Origin of the sequence: Lentzea sp. NPDC058436, from assembly GCF_042721515.1 — a bacterium.
Classification (GTDB): domain Bacteria; phylum Actinomycetota; class Actinomycetes; order Mycobacteriales; family Pseudonocardiaceae; genus Lentzea.
This window is the reverse complement of record NZ_JBHXLF010000015.1, coordinates 109,092-126,386: the sequence shown is the minus strand read 5'-3', so window position 1 is coordinate 126,386 and position 17,295 is coordinate 109,092. Positions and strand designations below refer to the sequence as shown.

General features: G+C 69.0%; 17 protein-coding genes. 10 read left to right on the top strand and 7 right to left on the bottom strand.

Features of this window, described 5'->3' with window-relative positions:
• Window positions 1-19 precede the first annotated feature (19 nt).
• On the top strand, window positions 20-3,532 hold the full coding sequence (dnaE, locus tag ACFWN2_RS34955) for a DNA polymerase III subunit alpha (RefSeq protein ID WP_382434828.1): 3,513 nt from the start codon (window positions 20-22) through the stop codon (window positions 3,530-3,532).
• A 160-nt stretch (window positions 3,533-3,692) separates the two neighbouring features.
• Here dnaE and ACFWN2_RS34950 read toward each other — a convergent pair whose 3' ends face one another.
• Window positions 3,693-5,288 carry an MOSC domain-containing protein gene (locus tag ACFWN2_RS34950; RefSeq protein WP_382434783.1) on the bottom strand — a complete coding sequence of 532 codons (1,596 nt, stop codon included), beginning with the start codon at window positions 5,286-5,288 and terminating at the stop codon, window positions 3,693-3,695.
• Window positions 5,288-5,764: a CGNR zinc finger domain-containing protein gene (locus ACFWN2_RS34945; RefSeq protein ID WP_382434782.1), complete on the bottom strand. Its 477-nt coding sequence runs from the start codon at window positions 5,762-5,764 to the stop codon at window positions 5,288-5,290. The genes ACFWN2_RS34950 and ACFWN2_RS34945 overlap by 1 nt, the downstream gene beginning before the upstream one ends.
• An 84-nt stretch (window positions 5,765-5,848) precedes the next feature.
• On the opposite strand from ACFWN2_RS34945, the gene ACFWN2_RS34940 reads away from it, so the two are divergent.
• From ACFWN2_RS34940 to ACFWN2_RS34920, 5 genes are all read left to right on the top strand, one after another.
• Window positions 5,849-6,694: a DUF427 domain-containing protein gene (locus ACFWN2_RS34940; protein WP_382434781.1), complete on the top strand. Its 846-nt coding sequence runs from the start codon at window positions 5,849-5,851 to the stop codon at window positions 6,692-6,694.
• On the top strand, window positions 6,691-7,347 hold the full coding sequence (locus ACFWN2_RS34935; protein WP_382434780.1) for an SDR family oxidoreductase: 657 nt from the start codon (window positions 6,691-6,693) through the stop codon (window positions 7,345-7,347). Before ACFWN2_RS34940 ends, ACFWN2_RS34935 begins: the two co-directional genes overlap by 4 nt.
• A gap of 1 nt (window position 7,348) precedes the next feature.
• Window positions 7,349-7,753, top strand: coding sequence for a VOC family protein (locus ACFWN2_RS34930; protein WP_382434779.1), 405 nt, complete (start codon window positions 7,349-7,351; stop codon window positions 7,751-7,753).
• 36 nt (window positions 7,754-7,789) lie between these two features.
• Window positions 7,790-8,995, top strand: a complete 1,206-nt coding sequence (locus ACFWN2_RS34925) for a cytochrome P450 (RefSeq protein ID WP_382434778.1) — start codon at window positions 7,790-7,792, stop codon at window positions 8,993-8,995.
• Between the two features lie 64 nt (window positions 8,996-9,059).
• On the top strand, window positions 9,060-10,262 hold the full coding sequence (locus ACFWN2_RS34920; RefSeq protein ID WP_382434827.1) for an adenosylmethionine--8-amino-7-oxononanoate transaminase: 1,203 nt from the start codon (window positions 9,060-9,062) through the stop codon (window positions 10,260-10,262).
• On the opposite strand, the gene ACFWN2_RS34915 is transcribed toward ACFWN2_RS34920, so the two are convergent.
• On the bottom strand, window positions 10,235-10,477 hold the full coding sequence (locus ACFWN2_RS34915) for a glutaredoxin family protein (RefSeq protein ID WP_382434777.1): 243 nt from the start codon (window positions 10,475-10,477) through the stop codon (window positions 10,235-10,237). The genes ACFWN2_RS34920 and ACFWN2_RS34915 overlap by 28 nt on opposite strands.
• Window positions 10,478-10,513: 36 nt before the next feature.
• Here ACFWN2_RS34915 and bioD point away from each other — a divergent pair, with 36 nt between their 5' ends.
• From bioD to ACFWN2_RS34895, 4 genes are all read left to right on the top strand, one after another.
• The gene (gene bioD / locus ACFWN2_RS34910) at window positions 10,514-11,233 is read left to right on the top strand and encodes a dethiobiotin synthase (RefSeq protein WP_382434776.1); all 720 of its coding nucleotides are present in this window, start codon (window positions 10,514-10,516) and stop codon (window positions 11,231-11,233) included.
• A 70-nt stretch (window positions 11,234-11,303) separates the two neighbouring features.
• Window positions 11,304-12,320 (top strand): biotin synthase BioB, encoded by a 1,017-nt coding sequence (gene bioB, locus ACFWN2_RS34905; RefSeq protein ID WP_189158691.1) that lies wholly within the window; start codon window positions 11,304-11,306, stop codon window positions 12,318-12,320.
• Entirely contained in the window at window positions 12,320-12,517 is a 198-nt protein-coding gene (locus tag ACFWN2_RS34900) for a hypothetical protein (protein ID WP_382434774.1), read from the top strand. Before bioB ends, ACFWN2_RS34900 begins: the two co-directional genes overlap by 1 nt.
• 13 nt (window positions 12,518-12,530) lie before the next feature.
• On the top strand, window positions 12,531-13,124 hold the full coding sequence (locus tag ACFWN2_RS34895; protein ID WP_382434772.1) for a DUF2567 domain-containing protein: 594 nt from the start codon (window positions 12,531-12,533) through the stop codon (window positions 13,122-13,124).
• Between the two features lie 27 nt (window positions 13,125-13,151).
• Here ACFWN2_RS34895 and ACFWN2_RS34890 read toward each other — a convergent pair whose 3' ends face one another.
• The 4 genes from ACFWN2_RS34890 to ACFWN2_RS34875 all read right to left on the bottom strand — a co-directional run bounded on the left by ACFWN2_RS34890 (window position 13,152) and on the right by ACFWN2_RS34875 (window position 17,259).
• Window positions 13,152-13,874 carry a putative hydro-lyase gene (locus tag ACFWN2_RS34890; RefSeq protein WP_382434771.1) on the bottom strand — a complete coding sequence of 241 codons (723 nt, stop codon included), beginning with the start codon at window positions 13,872-13,874 and terminating at the stop codon, window positions 13,152-13,154.
• A complete protein-coding gene (locus tag ACFWN2_RS34885; RefSeq protein WP_382434769.1) occupies window positions 13,871-15,115 on the bottom strand; it encodes an MFS transporter in 1,245 nt (414 codons plus the stop codon). The genes ACFWN2_RS34890 and ACFWN2_RS34885 overlap by 4 nt, the downstream gene beginning before the upstream one ends.
• Before the next feature lie 757 nt (window positions 15,116-15,872).
• The gene (locus ACFWN2_RS34880) at window positions 15,873-16,553 is read right to left on the bottom strand and encodes an LON peptidase substrate-binding domain-containing protein (protein ID WP_382434767.1); all 681 of its coding nucleotides are present in this window, start codon (window positions 16,551-16,553) and stop codon (window positions 15,873-15,875) included.
• Between the two features lie 10 nt (window positions 16,554-16,563).
• On the bottom strand, window positions 16,564-17,259 hold the full coding sequence (locus tag ACFWN2_RS34875) for an NUDIX domain-containing protein (protein ID WP_382434825.1): 696 nt from the start codon (window positions 17,257-17,259) through the stop codon (window positions 16,564-16,566).
• Window positions 17,260-17,295: the final 36 nt, after the last annotated feature.

The window sequence follows — 17,295 nt, the reverse complement described above, 5'->3', positions numbered from 1 at the left end:
CGTGCACACCGAGTACTCGATGCTCGACGGTGCGGCCAAGGTGGCCCCGTTGTTCGAGGAGGCCGGGCGTCTCGGCATGACGGCGGTCGGCATGAGCGACCACGGCAACATGTACGGGTCCGACGAGTTCTACCAAACGGCGATGAAGACCGGCATCAAGCCGATCATCGGCATCGAGGCCTACCTCGCGCCGCACAACCGCCTGCACAAGAAGCCGGTCGCCTGGGGCGACCCGAGCCAGCGCGGCGACGACATCTCCGGTGCCGGCGCCTACACGCACATGACGATGTGGGCGCGCAACGCCGACGGGTTGCGGAACCTGTTCCGGCTGCACACCGAGGCCAGCAAGACGGGCTACTACTACAAGCCCCGCATGGACCGCGAACTCGTCGCGGAGCACGCCGACGGCATCATCGCGACGACCGGCTGCCCGTCCGGCGAGGTGCAGACCCGGCTGCGTCTGGGCCAGCCCGCCGAGGCGCTCCAGGCCGCCGCCGACTACCAGGAGATCTTCGGCAAGGAGAACTTCTTCCTGGAGCTGATGGACCACGGCCTGGACATCGAGACCAGGGTCCGCGAGGGCCTGCTGGAGATCAGCCGCAAGCTCGGCATCCCGCCGCTCGCGACGAACGACAGCCACTACGTCACCAAGGACCAGGCGGACACGCACTCCGCGTTGCTCTGCGTGCAGTCCGGCAAGATGCTGACCGACCCGAACCGGTTCAAGTTCGACGGCGACGGCTACTACCTGAAGTCGTCCGAGGAGATGCGGCAGATCTGGAAGGACCTGCCGGAGGCGTGCGACAACACGCTGCTCGTCGCGTCGATGGTCGAGTCGTACGAGGACATCTGGAGCGTCAAGGACCGCATCCCGAACTTCGAGGTCCCCGAGGGCGAGGACCAGGCGTCCTGGTTCCGCAAGGAGATCCGGCGCGGCCTGGAGTGGCGGTTCCGCGACTCGTCGGTGCCGGAGGAGTACATCAAGCGCTGCGACTTCGAGGCCCAGGTCATCATCGACAAGGGCTTCCCGGCGTACTTTCTCATCGTCGCCGACCTGATCAACTACGCGCGCAGCGTGGGCATCCGCGTCGGTCCCGGCCGTGGTTCGGCCGCGGGTGCCGCCGTGTCGTGGGCGATGGGCATCACGAACATCGACCCGATCCCGCACGGCCTGCTGTTCGAGCGGTTCCTGAACCCCGAGCGCACCGCCATGCCCGACATCGACATCGACTTCGACGACCGCCGTCGAGGCGAGATGATCCGGTACGCCAGCGAGAAGTACGGCGCCGACAGGGTCGCGCAGGTGATCACGTTCGGCACCATTAAGACGAAGGCGGCGCTGAAGGACTCGGCGCGCGTGCACCACGGTCAGCCGGGCTTCGCGATCGCCGACAAGATCTCCAAGGCGCTGCCGCCGCCGATCATGGCGAAGGACATCCCGCTCAACGGCATCGTCAACAAGAGCCACCCGCGCTACGGCGAGGCCGCCGAGGTCCGCTCGCTGCTCGAAACCGACGTGCAGGTGAAGGAGATCTTCGACACCGCGCTCGGTCTCGAAGGCCTGATCCGCAACGCCGGTGTGCACGCCTGCGCGGTCATCATGTCGAAGGACCCGCTCACCGACTCCATCCCGCTCTGGTACCGCGACGACGGCTCGTTCATCACCGGCTGGGACTACCCGTCGTGCGAGAACATCGGCCTGCTGAAGATGGACTTCCTCGGGCTGCGCAACCTCACGGTCATGGGCGACGCCGTCGACAACATCGAGGCGAACCGCGGCAAGGAGGCGGTGCCGGACTTCGACAAGCTCCCGATGGACGACCCGGAGACCTACGCGCTGCTCGGCCGCGGTGACACGCTCGGCGTGTTCCAGCTGGACGGTGGCCCGATGCGCGACCTGCTGCGCCGCATGCAGCCGACGACGTTCGAGGACATCGTCGCGGTCGGCGCGCTGTACCGCCCCGGCCCGATGGGTGTGAACGCGCACAACGACTACGCGGACCGCAAGAACGGCCGTCAGGAAGTCAAGCCGATCCACCCGCAGCTGGAGGAACCGCTCAAGGAGATCCTCGGCGAGACGCACGGTCTGATCGTCTACCAAGAGCAGATCATGTTCATCGCCCAGGAGGTCGCGGGCTACTCGATGGGCCGCGCGGACGTGCTCCGCAAGGCCATGGGCAAGAAGAAGGCCGAGGTTCTGGCCAAGGAGTTCGAGGGCTTCCAGGAGGGCATGCGCAACGACCCGCGCGGCTTCTCGGACGAGGCGATCCAGGCGCTGTGGGACACGATCCTCCCGTTCGCCGGCTACGCGTTCAACAAGTCGCACGCGGCCGCGTACGGCCTGATCTCGTACTGGACGGCGTACCTCAAGGCGAACTTCCGCGCCGAGTACATGGCCGCGCTGCTCACGTCGGTCGGTGACAACAAGGACAAGTCCGCGGTCTACCTCGCGGAGTGCCGCCGTCTCGGCATCAAGGTCCTCCCGCCGGACGTCAACGAGTCGGCGCTGCGCTTCGGTGCGGTCGGCACGGACATCCGCTTCGGCATGGGCGCGATCCGCAACGTCGGCGCGAACGTCGTCGAGTCGATCATCAAGTCCCGCAAGGAGAAGGGCGCCTACACGTCCTTCACGGACTTCATGGACAAGTCCGAACTGGTGGCCTGCAACAAGCGCGTGATCGAGTCGCTGATCAAGGCGGGCGCGTTCGACTCGTTCGGGCACCCCAGGCTCTCGCTGATCCAGGTGCACGAGGACGCGGTCGACGCCGTCGTGCCGATCAAGCGCAAGGAGGCCGAGGGCCAGTTCGACCTGTTCGGCGGCGACAGCGCCGACGACCAGGACGACAGCACGTCCCCGTTGGCGCACCTCAAGTTCGGCACGGAGGAGTACCCGCGCAAGCAGATGCTCAGCCTGGAGAAGGAGATGCTGGGGCTGTACGTGTCCTCGCACCCCCTCGACGGTGCCGAGCGGATCCTGCGCAAGTTCGCGCCGCGCCCGATCGCCGTCGTGCTCGACGACCCGCCCAAGGAGGGCGAGCTGATCGTCTCGGGCATGATCTCGTCGATCGAGCGCCGGGTGAACAAGAACGGCCTGCCGTGGGCGATCACGGTGATCGAGGACCTGGACGCGTCCATCGAGGTCTTGTTCTTCCCGAAGTCCTACGAGGTGCTGCGCGACGACCTGGAGCTCGACTCCGCCGTGTGCGTGAAGGGCAGGGTGAACTGGCGCGAGGACAAGATGGCGATCTTCGGCGACGGTGTCGTCCCGCTCGACATCAGCGACGCGGAGGCGAACCCCGGAGCGGACCCGCCCCTCGTCCTCGGGCTGCAGACCAAGACGCTGACGCCCGAGCTGATCGCGGAGCTCAAGATCGTGTTCAAGTCGCACGAGGGTCAGGTCGCCGTGCACCTGGAGGTGCAGAAGCGCGACAAGTCGAAGGAGATGCTGGTGGTGGACAACTTCCGGGTCAGCACCACGCCGTCGCTCTTCGGCGACCTCAAGACGATCCGCGGCATCACCATCCAGCGCTAGTGCGGTGATCACTAACCCTTGCCGGGTTGTGTGCGGTCCAGGGCGATGCATCGTGGTGCCTCTCCCACGTCCTCGTACTGGTTGTACGGGGGCGTGGGGGAGGTGCCGCGAGGCGTCCACCTGGGCCGTGCACAACCCGGTGAGGATTGTGGTCACCGCACTAGAGGTCCAGGACCAGGTCGGATTCCGGTCGCGCGCAGCAGATCAGCGCGTGGCCGGGGGCCGGCGGTTCCAGCGGGTCCGGCTCGGTGCGGACCTCGCCGGACAGCACCGGTGTCACGCACGTGTGGCAGACGCCGGTGCGGCACGACCAGCGCGTCGGGACGTCGCACGCCTCGGCCAGGTCGAGCAGCGACCGGTCGTCGCGCCACGCCACCGTGAGGCCGCTGCGGGCGAACGTGACCTGCGGGCCGGTGCCCTGCGGTGAGGGTTGGTGCGGCGCAACGGTTTGGGTGCCGGTGAGTCCCGGGTTGATCGCGGTGCGGGCGCCGAAGAGCTCGCTGTGGATGCGGGCCGGGTCGATGCCGAGGCCGACGAGAGCCTCGCGCATGTCGTCCATGAACGCGTTGGGGCCGCAGAGGTACGCGCTCGCGTTGGCAGGCAGGCCTTTCAGGAGGTCGTGGGTCAGCCGGCCGTTGTCGGAGAAGTGGATGCGCGTGTGGCTCGGGGCGAGCCGTCGCACCTCGTCGGCGAACGCGTGATCGGCTGAGCGCGTCGTGTGGACCCACCACACCTCGCGGCCGGATCCCTTGAGGGCGTGCAGCATCGCGAGCACCGGCGTGACGCCGACGCCCGCTGACAGCAGGACCACCGGTTCGTCGCCGGGTTCGAGCACGAAGTCGCCTCTCGGTGCCGCCACTTCGAGCGTGTCACCAGCCTTCACGTGCTCGTGAAGCCACGTGCTCACGACGCCGTCGCGCTTGACGCTGATCCGGTACGAGTCCGCCGAGAGCGAGTAGCTGCGCACACCCGCCGGCGTCCGCACGGTCAGGTACTGGCCCGGTTCGGGTCGCGGGCCGTCGCCGGCGAGGTGGAACGACCTGATGGACGGGCTCTCCCGCACGACCGCGTCGACTCGCAACGGCCGGAACCCCTCCCAGCCAACGGTTTCCGGTGCCGGGGGAGTGAGCAGGTCGCGGAACGAGCCCTGCCAGCCCGGGCTCAGCGCCGGGATGTCGACGGCCTTGCGGAGCTGCTCGGCGTCGCGGTCCGGCAGGTAGAGGAGCGCGTCGATCGCCGCGACGCTCATCCGGTGCCGTCCGACGCGGGTGCGCACGATCTCGTCGCCCGCCTGGACCTCGCCCTCGGTGATCACGCGCAGGTAGAAGCCGGGGCGGCCGTGCGCGACCATCAACGACGGCATGCGCGGCTCGTCCAGCCGCATGCCGACGCGGTAGCAGGTGACGCGCGGCTGGGTGACCTCGAACTCGGCCGCGCCGATGCGGAACCTGTCGCCGATGTGCACCTCGGTGTCGGCCAGACCCTCGACGGTGAAGTTCTCGCCGAACTGGCCGTGTTCGAATTCCCGGCCCAGCTCCGCGTTCCAGTGCTCGTACGACTCCCGTTGGTACACCAGGACAGCGCGGTTCTCGCCGCCGTGCCCGCCGAGGTCGCCCTGGCCGTCACCGTCGACGTTGAGCCTGCGGACCACCAGCGGCCCGTCGACCGGGTGCTTGAAGATTCCGGTGTGGACGGTCCTGCCGTGCCAGGAGACGTCCTTCGGCAGCCCGACGTTGAGCGAGAGCAACCGCGCCATCACCGGTCTCCTCGGGTGCGCTGGTAGTGACGACGGGCCTTCATCCTGTTGCCGCACACCGCCATCGAGCACCAGCGGGCGCTGTTCGGCTTGCTCTGGTCGAGCAGGAACAGGCGGCAGTCGGGGTTCTCGCACGGCCGCAACCGACCAGGGCTCGACAGCCGCAGCGCGTCCCACTCCAGCACCGCCCGTGCGGCGGCGGTGCGACCTTCCGGCAGATCGAACTCCCAGGTCACCCCGGACGCGTCGACACCCGCGCGTTGCCGGACGTCTTCGAGGAACGGGGCCAAAGCGACCGGTCCCTCCTGGCCGCGCACCACGGCCTGGAGCGCGTCGCGTGCCGCGATCAGCGCCCTCAGTTCGTCGTCGGAGGCGGGCTGGTCGTGCGCCGTCAGCCAGCGCGGACCCTCCTCCGCGAGCACGTCGTGCTGCCCGTCGTCCAGCACGGGCGTCGTGTTCAGCAGGTCCAGCAGCATTCCTAACCTCCAAAGTGACCCTTGACAGGTTATAGGACGGTCTGCCTAACTATCAATCATCATTTAAGGGGTTAGGAGATGGTCATGGGTCTGTCGTGGCAGCAAGGACCGCTGGGTGCGAAGGCGGTGGGGACGTTCCTCACGCCGGAACCGTTGCCGGAGCGGCTGTTGTTCGCCGAACCGCTGCGCCGCCGGATGCGCGTGCGGCTGGGCGGGGAGTGGGTCGCGGACAGCGAGGACGTCGTGCTGCTGCACGAGCCCGGTCGTTATCCGGTCGCGTACTTCCCGCGCGATGACGTCACGGGTCTCTCCGAGGAAGCGCGCACGACGAACCACCGCGACCTCGGTGCGACGGCGTGGTTCGCCGTGAAGGACGCGAAACACGCGGCGTGGCAGCACGTCGACCTGCCCGGCCACGCGAGTGTGCTGGCAGATCGTGTCGCTTTCGCCTGGCGCGCAATGGACGCGTTCTACGAGGAGGACGAGCGCATCGTCGGGCACGCGGCCGACCCGTACCACCGCATCGACATCCGGCAGACCTCGCGCCACCTCGTCGTGCGCGACGGCGACCGGGTCGTGGCGGACACGACACGGCCGCTGGCGCTGTACGAGTCGGGTTTCGCGCCGCGCTGGTACGTGCCGCGCGAGGACGTCGACGCGTCCGCTCTGCAGCTCGCCGACGGCCAGACCTTCTGCCCCTACAAGGGTTTGGCGAGCTACTACGACATCGGCGACCGCGGGCGCGCCGCCTGGTCGTACCCGGAGGCGTGGGCCGAGGTGGCTCGGGTGAGCGACTGGGTCTCGTTCGAGCCCGACGTCGTCGACGTCTACCTCGACGACCGCAAGCTCGCTCTCGAACCAGGCCAGACCGTTGTGCCGCACGGCGTCGACCGCGGACTCACCCCGGAAGAGATCGAGGAACAGCGATGAAGGTGCTGGTCGTCGGACGCGACAGCGGGATCGCCGGAGCGGTGGCGGCGAAGGTGCGTGCCGCCGGCGGCACGGTCGTCCTGGCCGGGCGCAACCAGGACGAGCACGTCGACCTCACCGACGAGAGCAGCGTCGCCGCGCTCGCTGACCGGATCGGCGGCGTCGACCACGTCGTGTCCACCGCGTCCGCCAGGGCGCGCGGGACGGTCGCCGACCTCGATCGCGATGCCGTCAGGGCCTCGTTCGACGTGAAGGTCGTCGGCGCGATCCTGCTGGCCAGGCACTTCGCCCCGCGCATGCCTCGCGGCGGTTCGTTCGTCTTCCTCTCCGGCGCCTCCGCGCGCAAGGTCATGCCGGGCATGCTCGCGGTGGGCGCCACCAACGCCGCTCTCGACGCGGTGACCAGGGGCCTCGCCGTCGAGCTCGCGCCGATCCGGGTCAACGCGATCTCGCCCGGCACCGTCGACACCGGCGCCTACGACGGGCTCGGCGAGAGGAGGAAGGCGGCGCTGTTCGCGTCCCGCGAGGCCACGAGCCCGGCGGGGCGGGTCGGACGGGCGGAGGAGATCGCCGACGCGGTGCTCTTCGCGCTCACGACCCCGTTCATGACCGGCGTCTCGCTGGCTGTCGACGGCGGAGAGGTGCTGGTCTGAGATGGACTACCGCATCGAGGTGCTCACGCTGCCCGTCAGCGACGTCGACAGGGCCATCGCCTTCTACACGAAAATGGCCGGATTCGAGTTGGATGTCGATTATCGGCCCAATGACCACTTCCGCGTCGTGCAACTCACCCCGCCGGGATCGGGCTGTTCGATCCAGTTCGGCACGGGCTTCGGCGCGTATCTCGTGGTGAGCGACATCGAGGCCGCGCACCGCGACCTGAGTGCGAAAGGCCTGGACGTGAGTCCGTTGCGGCACAAGGCGGGCATGCCCGACTGGCAGGGCGGGTTCGTGCCCGGCAGTGATCCCGCGCACCGCAACTACGCGAGCTTCTTCGACTTCACCGACCTCGACGGCAACGTGTGGACGGTTCAGGAACGAGGGTCGCTTGAGAAATAGTGGCGAGGAGTGAGTAAACGGGGTTAACTGGGTGAGGTGACGACACTCACCCAGTTGCCCGACGACTACGTCCAGAACCCGCACGCCGTGCACGACATGCTGCGTGCGGAGGGGCCGGTGCAGGAAGTCCACATGCCGCGTGGGCTCAAGGTCTGGCTCGTGACCCGGTACGACGAGGCGAAGATCGCCCTCACCGCTCCTGAGGTCAGCAAGAACGTCGTGGAGGGCGGTCACCTCATGATCGCGCACTCCACCGACCCCGGGCAGGTCCGCAAGTTCGAACCCACCTTCTCCGGGAACATGCTCAACCTGGACCCGCCCGACCACACCCGCCTGCGCAAGCTCGTGACCAAGGCGTTCACCGCCCGCCGCGTCGAGCTGCTGCGCCCGCGCGTGCAGGAGATCTCCGCCGAGCTCATCGCAGGGCTGAACGACGGCGACGAGGTCGACCTGCTGGACGTCTTCGCGTTCCCGCTGCCCATCACGGTGATCTGTGAGCTGCTCGGGATCCCGATCGACAACCGCGACGACTTCCGCGAGTGGTCCAACCAGCTGCTGTCCTTCGGCACGCCGGAACAGGTCCAGGCGGCGGCAGGCTCGATGGCCGCGTTCCTGCACCAGCACGTCACGGCCATCGCCGAGGCCGAACCGAACGACACGTTCTTCTCCGCCCTCGTGCACGCCGACGAGTCCGGCGACCGGCTGAACACCGAAGAGCTGATCTCGATGGCGTTCCTGCTGCTCGTGGCGGGCCACGAGACGACGGTGAACCTGATCGGCAACGCGGTGCTGTCGTTGCTGCAGAACCCGGACCAGCTGCAGATCCTCAAGGACCGCCCGGAGCTGATCCCGGCGAGCACCGAGGAGTTCCTGCGGCTGGAGGGACCGGTCAACGTCGCGACCTTCCGCTACACCAAGGAAGCCCTCGACCTCGGCGGCGTCACGGTGCCCGCGGGCGAGATCCTGATGGTGTCGCTGGTCGCCGCGAACCGCGACCCCGAGCGCTACGAGAACCCCGACCAGCTCGACGTGACGCGGTCCGCGCAGGGCCACGTGGCGTTCGGTCACGGCATCCACTTCTGCGTCGGCGCGCCACTGGCCCGCCTGGAGTTCGACGTGGCGATGACGCAGCTGCTGGCGCGGTTCCCGAACCTGACGCTCGCCGCGGAGCCGGAGACGTTGGTGTGGCGGGACAGCACGCTGATCCGCGGCCTGCACACGTTGCCGGTGCGCCTCGCCTAATGTCGGGCAGGTGGACGACCTGCTGAAGCTCGACCAGGCGCACGTCTGGCACCCGTACGGCCCGATGCCGGGCACCCAGGAACCGCTGCTCGTCGCGGAGGCCTCGGGTGTCCGGCTCACGCTCGCGGACGGACGTGAGCTCGTCGACGGCATGTCGTCCTGGTGGGCGGCCATCCACGGCTACCGGCACCCCGTGCTGGACGCGGCCGTCACCGGGCAGCTCGGCCGGATGAGCCACGTGATGTTCGGCGGGCTCACGCACGAGCCTGCCATCCGGCTCTGCGAGAAGCTCGTCGAGATCACGCCCGAGCCCCTGCAGCACGTGTTCCTCTGCGACTCCGGCTCCGTGTCGGTCGAGGTCGCCGTGAAGATGTGCCTGCAGTACTGGCGTTCGCAGAACCGGCCGGAGAAGAGCCGGCTGCTGACGTGGCGCGGCGGTTACCACGGGGACACGTTCAACCCGATGTCCGTCTGCGACCCCGACGGCGGGATGCATTCGCTGTGGCGGGGAATTCTGCCGCAGCAGGTGTTCGCGGACGAGCCGCCCGCCGAGATGGACACCGCGTACGTCCAGCACCTCGCCGACCTGGTCGAGGAACACGCCGACGAGCTGGCCGCGATCATCGTCGAGCCGGTCGTGCAGGGCGCCGGAGGCATGAGGTTCCACGACCCGCGCTACCTGCACGTGTTGCGAGAGCTCGCGTACACACACGACGTGCTTCTCGTGTTCGACGAGATCGCCACGGGGTTCGGGCGCACGGGCGAGCTGTTCGCCGCGGACCACGCGAACGTCAGCCCGGACGTGATGTGCCTCGGCAAGTCGCTGACCGGCGGTTACCTGACGATGGCCGCCACGCTGTGCACGTCACGGGTGGCGGACGGGATCAGCAAGGGCGAGGTGCCGGTGCTGGCGCACGGGCCGACGTTCATGGGCAACCCGCTGGCGTCGGCGGTGTCGCTGGCGTCGATCGACCTGCTGCTGTCCCAGGACTGGAAGCGTGAGGTCGCCCGCATCTCCGCAGGGCTTTCGAACGGACTCGCGCCCGCACGCGCGTTGCCCGGCGTTCGGGACGTGCGCGTGCTGGGCGCTATCGGTGTCGTGCAGCTGTACGAGCCCGTGGACATGGCACGAGCCACACGAGCGGCTGTGGACGCGGGGGTGTGGCTGCGGCCGTTCCGCGACCTGATCTACACGATGCCGCCGTTCGTCAGCACGGACGACGACATCGCGGCGATCTGTCAGGGCGTGATCGCGGCCGCGAGCTGAGTGTCGGTCGGCTCGACCAGGAAGTCGCCGTTCGGGAGCACCACGACGGGGATGTTCTTCCGGCCGGCGATCTCGACCGCCCTGTCCCGCGCCGCGTCGTCGTGCTCGACGTCGACGTAGGTGAACGGCACGTCGTTGCGGGTCAGCCAGGACTTGGCCCGGCGGCAGTCACCACACCATTCGGCGCCGTACATCACGATCGGTTGCTCGGTCATGCCCTCACGGTAGGTGACGCCCTAGGGTGGTTGCCTGTGAGCGTGCTGGTGATCACCGGAACCGGGACAGAGGTCGGCAAGACCGCCGTCACCGCGGGCATCGCGGCGCTGGCCAGGGCAGAAGGCAGACGGGTCGCGGTGCTCAAGCCCGCGCAGACCGGCCTGCTGCCCGGCGAGCCGGGTGACGTGGCGGAGGTGGCGCGGCTGGCGGGCGACGTGACGACCCGTGAGTTGGCCAGATATCCCGACCCGCTGGCCCCGGCCACCGCGGCCAGACGCGCGGGCATGGCCACCGTGCACCCCCAGGACGTCGCCGCCGCGGTCACCGCGCTCGACGAGACCCACGACCTGGTGCTGGTCGAGGGCGCGGGCGGGCTGCTGGTGCGGTTCGACGAGGGTGGTTCGACGCTGGCGGACATCGCGTGGGCGGTGAACGCGCCGGTCCTGATCGTGGCGCAGGCCGGGCTCGGGACGCTGAACACGACGGCCCTGACGGCCGAGGCGTTGCAGCGGCGCGGGCTGGAGTCGATCGGTGTCGTGGTCGGCAGCTGGCCGCTGCACCCCGACCTGGCGTCGTTGACGAACCTGGCCGATCTGCCCGAGGCGGCGGGCGCCCCGTTGCTCGGCGCGCTGCCTCAGGGTGTGACGAAGCTCGGTTCGGTGGACTTCCTGGCGGTCGCCAAGAGATCGTTTTCACCGTGGTTCGGCGGGGCGTTCGACCCGGACACGTTCGCCGCTCAGTTCGCGGTCCAGTGACCTACGTCGCTCCACGATGAAGGATTCAGTGCGGCATAGTGCACGCCAGGCCACAGGAGGAGGAGAGACCGTGACCGCAGCACCGGAACAGATCGACGTGCTCGACGAAGCTCGTGAGCAGGTGCTCGAACGAGGCGTCGGGCTCACCGAGGCTCAGGTGCTGAAGGTGCTGGAGCTCCCCGAAGAACGCATCCCGGACCTGCTGGCGCTGGCGCACGAGGTCCGTGAGCGCTGGTGCGGCCCCGAGGTCGAGGTCGAGGGCATCGTCTCGCTCAAGACCGGCGGCTGCCCCGAGGACTGCCACTTCTGCTCGCAGTCGGGCCAGTTCCCCTCGCCAGTGCGTTCGGCGTGGCTGGACATCCCCGGCCTGGTGCGCGCGGCGCGTCAGACCCGCGACACCGGCGCGACGGAGTTCTGCATCGTCGCGGCCGTGCGCGGCCCGGACAAGCGCCTGCTCTCGCAGGTGCGCGACGGCATCAAGGCCATCCGCGCCGACGGCAACGACATCCAGATCGCCTGCTCGCTCGGCATGCTCACACAGGAGCAGGTCGACGAGCTCGTGGCGATGGGCGTGCACCGCTACAACCACAACCTCGAGACGGCCCGCTCGCACTTCCCGGAGGTCGTGACCACGCACTCCTGGGAGGAGCGCTGGGACACGCTGCGGATGATCCGCGACGCCGGCATGGAGGTCTGCTGCGGCGGCATCATCGGCATGGGGGAGACGCTCGCGCAGCGCGCGGAGTTCGCCGTGCAGCTCGCGGAGCTGGAGCCCGACGAGGTGCCGCTGAACTTCCTCATCCCGAACCCCGGCACGCCGTACGAGAACTACCCGGTCGTGGAGGGCGCGGAGGCGTTGCGCACGGTCGGCGCGTTCCGGCTCGCGCTGCCGCGCACGATCCTGCGGTTCGCGGGCGGCCGTGAGCTGACGTTCGGCGACCTGGGCGCGAAGCAGGGCATGCTCGGCGGCATCAACGCGATCATCGTCGGCAACTACCTGACGAACCTCGGCCGTCCGGCGCAGCAGGACCTCGACATGCTCGAAGAACTGTCGATGCCCATCAAGGCGCTGAGCCAGACCCTGTGATGATTGCTCTCGTGTACTGCTCCTTCTGCGGCAAAGAGGAAGCTGACGGCGACCACGCGTTCTGCCGTCAGCGCCTGACCCTGATCGACCCGCCGCGGTACTGCGCGGAATGCGCGCGCCGCATGGTCGTCCAGGTGACCCCGGACGGCTGGACGGCGCGCTGCAGCCGCCACGGAGAGACCGCCTCGGCTCGGTAGTAACCTCTCGCGAATGGACGAGAACGCAGCGCCGGTGCGCATCGAACCCGTGCCGGAGCCGCCGTACGTCTACCACTACTACCTCCGGCCACGGCCGAAGGTGGTGGTGAAGCGGGATCTGCTGCCGGGCCTCGTGGTGGCGCTGACGACGTTCGCGTTCGGGCTGCCCGCCGCGTACCTGTGGTCGTGGCTGGCCCCGGCGCAGCTCAAGATCGTGTCGCCGCAGGACAGCAACTTCTACCCGATCGGGGTGGAGAGCTACCACCGGCTCGACGCGCTGATGGTGTTCGTGCTGATCGGCATCGGCGCGGGCGTGATCACCGGTATCGCGACGTGGCTGCTGCGGCAGCGGCGCGGCCCCGTGGTGATGCTGGGCATGACCGCCGGCTCGTTCGCGGCGGGGTGGATGGCGCAGTGGATGGGCGGCAAGCTCGCCGCGAGCGCCTACCCGATGCCGTCGTCGATCAAGCCGAACGACACGTTGCTCATCGCGCCCGCTCTGGAGACGTGGTGGGGAATCCTGGCGTGGCCGCTGGGCGCCGCGCTGGCGTACGGCTGCTGCGCGGCGTGGAACGGCCTGGACGACCTGGGGCGACGCCTCGGCTGAGTGCTCGAGGCGCCGTCCTCCAGCGGCCTATCCGACCCGATAGGCGAAGTCCGGCATGTCGGTCACGAACATCTGACCTGGCGCGTGCGTGATCGCGAACGGCGGCTTCGACTTCATCAGCACCGCCTGCGGCGTCACCCCGCACGCCCAGAACACAGGCACGTCACCGGGTTCCGGCTCGACCGCGTCACCGAAGTCGGGCGTGTGCACGTCGTCGATCCCGAGCAGGTGCGGATCTCCCGCCCCGACCGGAGCGCCGTGCACCGCCGGCATCAGCGACGTGACCTTGTACGCGATGTCCACAAGGGACTCCGGGATCCAGCGCATCGACACGACCATCGGGCCGTGCAGCCTCCCCGCGGGCCTGCACTGGACGTCCGTGACGAACATCGAGACGTTCTTGCCCTGGTCGACGTGCCGCAGCGGCACCCCGGCGTTGGTGAGCGCCGTCTCGAACGTGAAGCTGCAGCCGACCAGGAACGTCACCAGGTCGTCGCGCCAGAACTCGGTGGCGTTCGCCGGTTCCGCCACGAGCTCGCCGTTCTCCCAGATCCGGTAGCGCGGCGCGTGGGTCCGCACGTCGGCGTCCTGCTTGAGCGCGCTGACCGTCTCGCCGGCGTCCAGCACGTCGAGCACCGGGCACGGCTTCGGGTTGCGGTGGGTGAAGAGCAGGAAGTCGTAGGCCCAGTCCTTGGGGATGGCGATCAGGTTGGCCTGCGCCTGTCCCGGCGCCTGTCCCGCGGTCGTCATTCCAGCTCCTTGTTGACGGTCTCCGGCAGCCAGATCAGCGCGATCACGGCGATTCCGTACGCGGCCGCCCCGAACAGCATCGCACCGCCGATGCCGAGCCGGTCGGCCATGAACCCGACCAGACCGGGGAACACCGCCCCGAACGCGCGCCCGAAGTTGTACGTGAAGCCCTGACCCGTGCCGCGGAGTTGGGTCGGGTAGAGCTCGGACAGGTAGCTGCCGAACCCGCTGAAGATGGCGGACATGCAGAACCCGAGCGGGAAGCCGAGGAACATGACCAACGTGTTGGCGCCGTTGGGGATCTGCGTGTACGCCACGATCAGCAACGCGCTGGCGATGGCGAACACCGTGAAGGTCTTCTTGCGCCCCAGGTAGTCCGTGAGATAGCCGCCGCACACGTACCCGATCCACGCGCCCGTGATGAGGAACGCGAGGTACCCGCCCGTGCCGATGATCGTGAGGCCGCGCCCGGTCTGCAGGAACGCCGGCAGCCACGTCGCGAGCGTGTAGTACCCGCCCTGCACACCGGTCGCGAGCAGCGCGGCGAACAGCGTGGTCTTGAGGATCGGGCCCTGGAAGATCTTCGGGAACGTGCCCTTCTCCTTGAGCTGGGCCTTGGCCTCCGGCGCGTCGTCGACGTTGCGGCGCACGTAGAAGATGAGGATCGCGGGCAGCGCGCCCGTCCAGAACATGATCCGCCAGCTGATCGCCGGGTCGGCCAGGCTCGCCACCAGCGTGTTGACGACGACCGCGAGCCCCCAGCCCACGGCCCAGGCGCTCTGGATGAACGCCACCGTGCGCCCGCGGTACTTCGGCTTGCAGTACTCGGCCACGAGGATCGCCCCGGCCGCCCACTCACCGCCGAAGCCCAGGCCCTGCAGCGCGCGGAAGACCAGCAACGTCTCGTAGTTGGTCGCGAACCCGCACAGCACCGTGAAGAACGCGTACGCCGCCACGGTGATGATGAGTGTTTTCGATCGGCCGAACCGGTCGGCCATGACGCCCGCCACCGCGCCGCCGATGGCGCTCATCAGCAGCGTGCTGGTGCCCAGCAGACCGGCTTCCGCCTTGGTGAGGCCGAAGTAGCCGGTGATCGCGACCAGGCTCAGGGGCAGGACCCAGTAGTCGTAGGAGTCCAGCCCGTAACCGCCGAAGGCGCCGACGAACGCGCGCCTGCCCTTCTGGCCGAGACTGCGGAACCAGGCGAAACGGCCTGTGTCCTCGGTCGTGGACGTGCTCATGGGACACCTCGCAGCGTGGTGGAGGAGTGGTCGAGTGTGATGTGGACCTCAGAGTAAGGATTGTTCAACAATCCCACAAGGCTACATTTCAACGATCCGACGATCGGCGTGGTGGAGTTGGGCTTGATGGCCGCCCTCGGGCAGCCCGGCAGGCGGCAGTCGCTGACTGCCGCACACGTGCTCGATGGCTGCCTGCCGCATACCTGCTCGATGGCCGCCCGCGGCGTAGCTGCTCGATGGCTGCCCGCCGCATACCTGCTCGATGGCCGGCCGCCGCGTAGCAGCCCACTGGCCGACCGCTGCGCCCTGGCCGTGGCCACCCGTCGGCCGCCAGACTGCTCCGGCCGCGTATCAATCCCGGCCGTCGCCTACGCCCGTCGCACCGGAACCGCTTTTGGCCCCGCCTCAACCTGGCCGCGGCCCCTGACCCCGGCCGTGCCTCAACCCCGACTCCGCCACCGATCCTGGCCGCAGCCCGCCCCCGACCGCACCGCATCCCGGCCGCCCAGCCGCCGCTCGGTCGCGCTCCCCAGCCGCGACCCCGAATGCCGCTCTCCGGCCGCCCCCGCCGCGACCCCTCAGCCGCGCGCCCTAGCCGTTACCCCGAGCGTCGCGCTCCCCAGCCGCGACCCACGAGCGCCGCGCTCCCCAGCCGCGACCCACGAGCGCCGCGTTCCCCAGCCGCGGCCCGTCAACCGCACTCCCCAGCCACCACGCCCGAGCGCCGCGCCCTCAGACCGCAGACCCCAGCCCACCCCTAGTTCTGGCTGGGCACGTGCCCGAACTCCGTCAAAGGCACCGGCACAGCCTTCAAAGCGCTCAAAATCCCGGTCTCCCGGTGCAACATCCGCCGGACCAACCGCAACCGCCGAGCCGGCGACCTCTCCTCCAGCAACCGCTGCCGATCCTCCACGGGCAGCAGGCAGTCGGCCGCCAGCAGGTACGACAACGCCCCCAACTCCACGTCCGAAGCGGGCGACGACCAGTCCTCCTGGTGCCAGGCCGCCCCGCAGTACCGCTCGTGCGCCGCACGAGCCCCGCGTTCCAGCAACGGCACCACCTCCAGCGCCGCCTCGGGCACCGGAGCGTCCTCCAGGTACTCGACGGTCCCGAGCAGGTACGGCGCCGTGGTGGTGTCGACGTCGAGCAGCCGGAACCGGCGCACGCCGCGCGTCACGATGTCGAAGCGGCCCTCGGGCAGCGGGCGGGCGTCGAGGAGGTCGGCCGAGCAGCCGATGTCCTGCAGGGACTGGACGTTGTCGGCGCCCACCTCCCAGCCCTCCTTGATGCACACGATGCCGAACGTGCGCCCGAACAGCGAGCCGGTCATCAGGTCGACGACGAGCTGGCGGTAGCGCGGTTCGAAGATGTGCAACGGCAAAGACGCCCCCGGCAACAGCACGGTGCCCAGGGGGAACAACGGAAGCGTCTCTGCCACGCGTGCAACGTTACGTGCTGCCACCTCCGCCTGCTGGACGGCCGGATCCCGGCGGTCTCAGCACGGCGAACGGATCGGTCACCTTGATTCCCTTGGCGCTGAACCGGAACAGGGCCGCCGGACGGCCTCCTGACGGGCCTGGGGGAGCGGTGCCACCTGTGGGTTCCAGCAACAACCGGCGCGACAGCACGCGTTGCAGGTTCGTCGCGGACACCCGGTAACCCAGTGCCGCGGAGTAGTGGTCGCGCAGCAGCGAGATCGTGAACTCGGGGGGCGCCAAGGCGAAGCCGACGTTCGTGTACGACAGCTTCGAGCCGAGCCGGTGCCGTGCGCGCACGACGATAGACGCGTGGTCGAACGCCATCGCGGGCAGCTTCTCGACGCAGTGCCACTCGGTGTCGGACGGGACCTCGGGGTCGACGTCCGAGGGCACCAGGCCCAGGAACGCCGTCGCGACGACGCGCGGGCCGGGAACGCGGTCCGGGGCGCTGAAGACGGCCAGCTGTTCGACGTGTGACAGTTGTCGCACGTCCACTTTCTCCGCCAGCTGACGGCGGATGGAGGACTCGACGTCCTCGTCCACCCGCAGCTCGCCACCGGGCAGCGACCAGCGGTGAGCATGTGGTTCCCGTGCGCGCTCCCACAGCATGACCTGGAGTGACGCACCTCTCACCCGCAGCACGGCTGCCAGAACTTCGTGCCCCACACCTGCCACCCGGCTGATACTATCGGCCACGTTTTC

Bases quoted from the DNA above. Each gene is read 5' to 3' on its own strand.
- dnaE (WP_382434828.1), top strand. From the start codon at position 20: ATGCTCGACGGTGCGGCCAAGGTGGCCCCGTTGTTCGAGGAGGCCGGG.
- ACFWN2_RS34950 (WP_382434783.1), bottom strand. From the start codon at position 5,288: ATGGCGCGGTTGCTCTCGCTCAACGTCGGGCTGCCGAAGGACGTCTCC.
- ACFWN2_RS34935 (WP_382434780.1), top strand. From the start codon at position 6,691: ATGAAGGTGCTGGTCGTCGGACGCGACAGCGGGATCGCCGGAGCGGTG.
- ACFWN2_RS34915 (WP_382434777.1), bottom strand. From the start codon at position 10,477: ATGACCGAGCAACCGATCGTGATGTACGGCGCCGAATGGTGTGGTGAC.
- ACFWN2_RS34940 (WP_382434781.1), top strand. From the start codon at position 5,849: ATGGGTCTGTCGTGGCAGCAAGGACCGCTGGGTGCGAAGGCGGTGGGG.
- ACFWN2_RS34930 (WP_382434779.1), top strand. From the start codon at position 7,349: ATGGACTACCGCATCGAGGTGCTCACGCTGCCCGTCAGCGACGTCGAC.
- ACFWN2_RS34885 (WP_382434769.1), bottom strand. From the start codon at position 15,115: ATGAGCACGTCCACGACCGAGGACACAGGCCGTTTCGCCTGGTTCCGC.
- ACFWN2_RS34890 (WP_382434771.1), bottom strand. From the start codon at position 13,874: ATGACGACCGCGGGACAGGCGCCGGGACAGGCGCAGGCCAACCTGATC.
- ACFWN2_RS34900 (WP_382434774.1), top strand. From the start codon at position 12,320: ATGATTGCTCTCGTGTACTGCTCCTTCTGCGGCAAAGAGGAAGCTGAC.
- ACFWN2_RS34895 (WP_382434772.1), top strand. From the start codon at position 12,531: ATGGACGAGAACGCAGCGCCGGTGCGCATCGAACCCGTGCCGGAGCCG.
- ACFWN2_RS34945 (WP_382434782.1), bottom strand. From the start codon at position 5,764: ATGCTGCTGGACCTGCTGAACACGACGCCCGTGCTGGACGACGGGCAG.
- ACFWN2_RS34920 (WP_382434827.1), top strand. From the start codon at position 9,060: ATGCCGGGCACCCAGGAACCGCTGCTCGTCGCGGAGGCCTCGGGTGTC.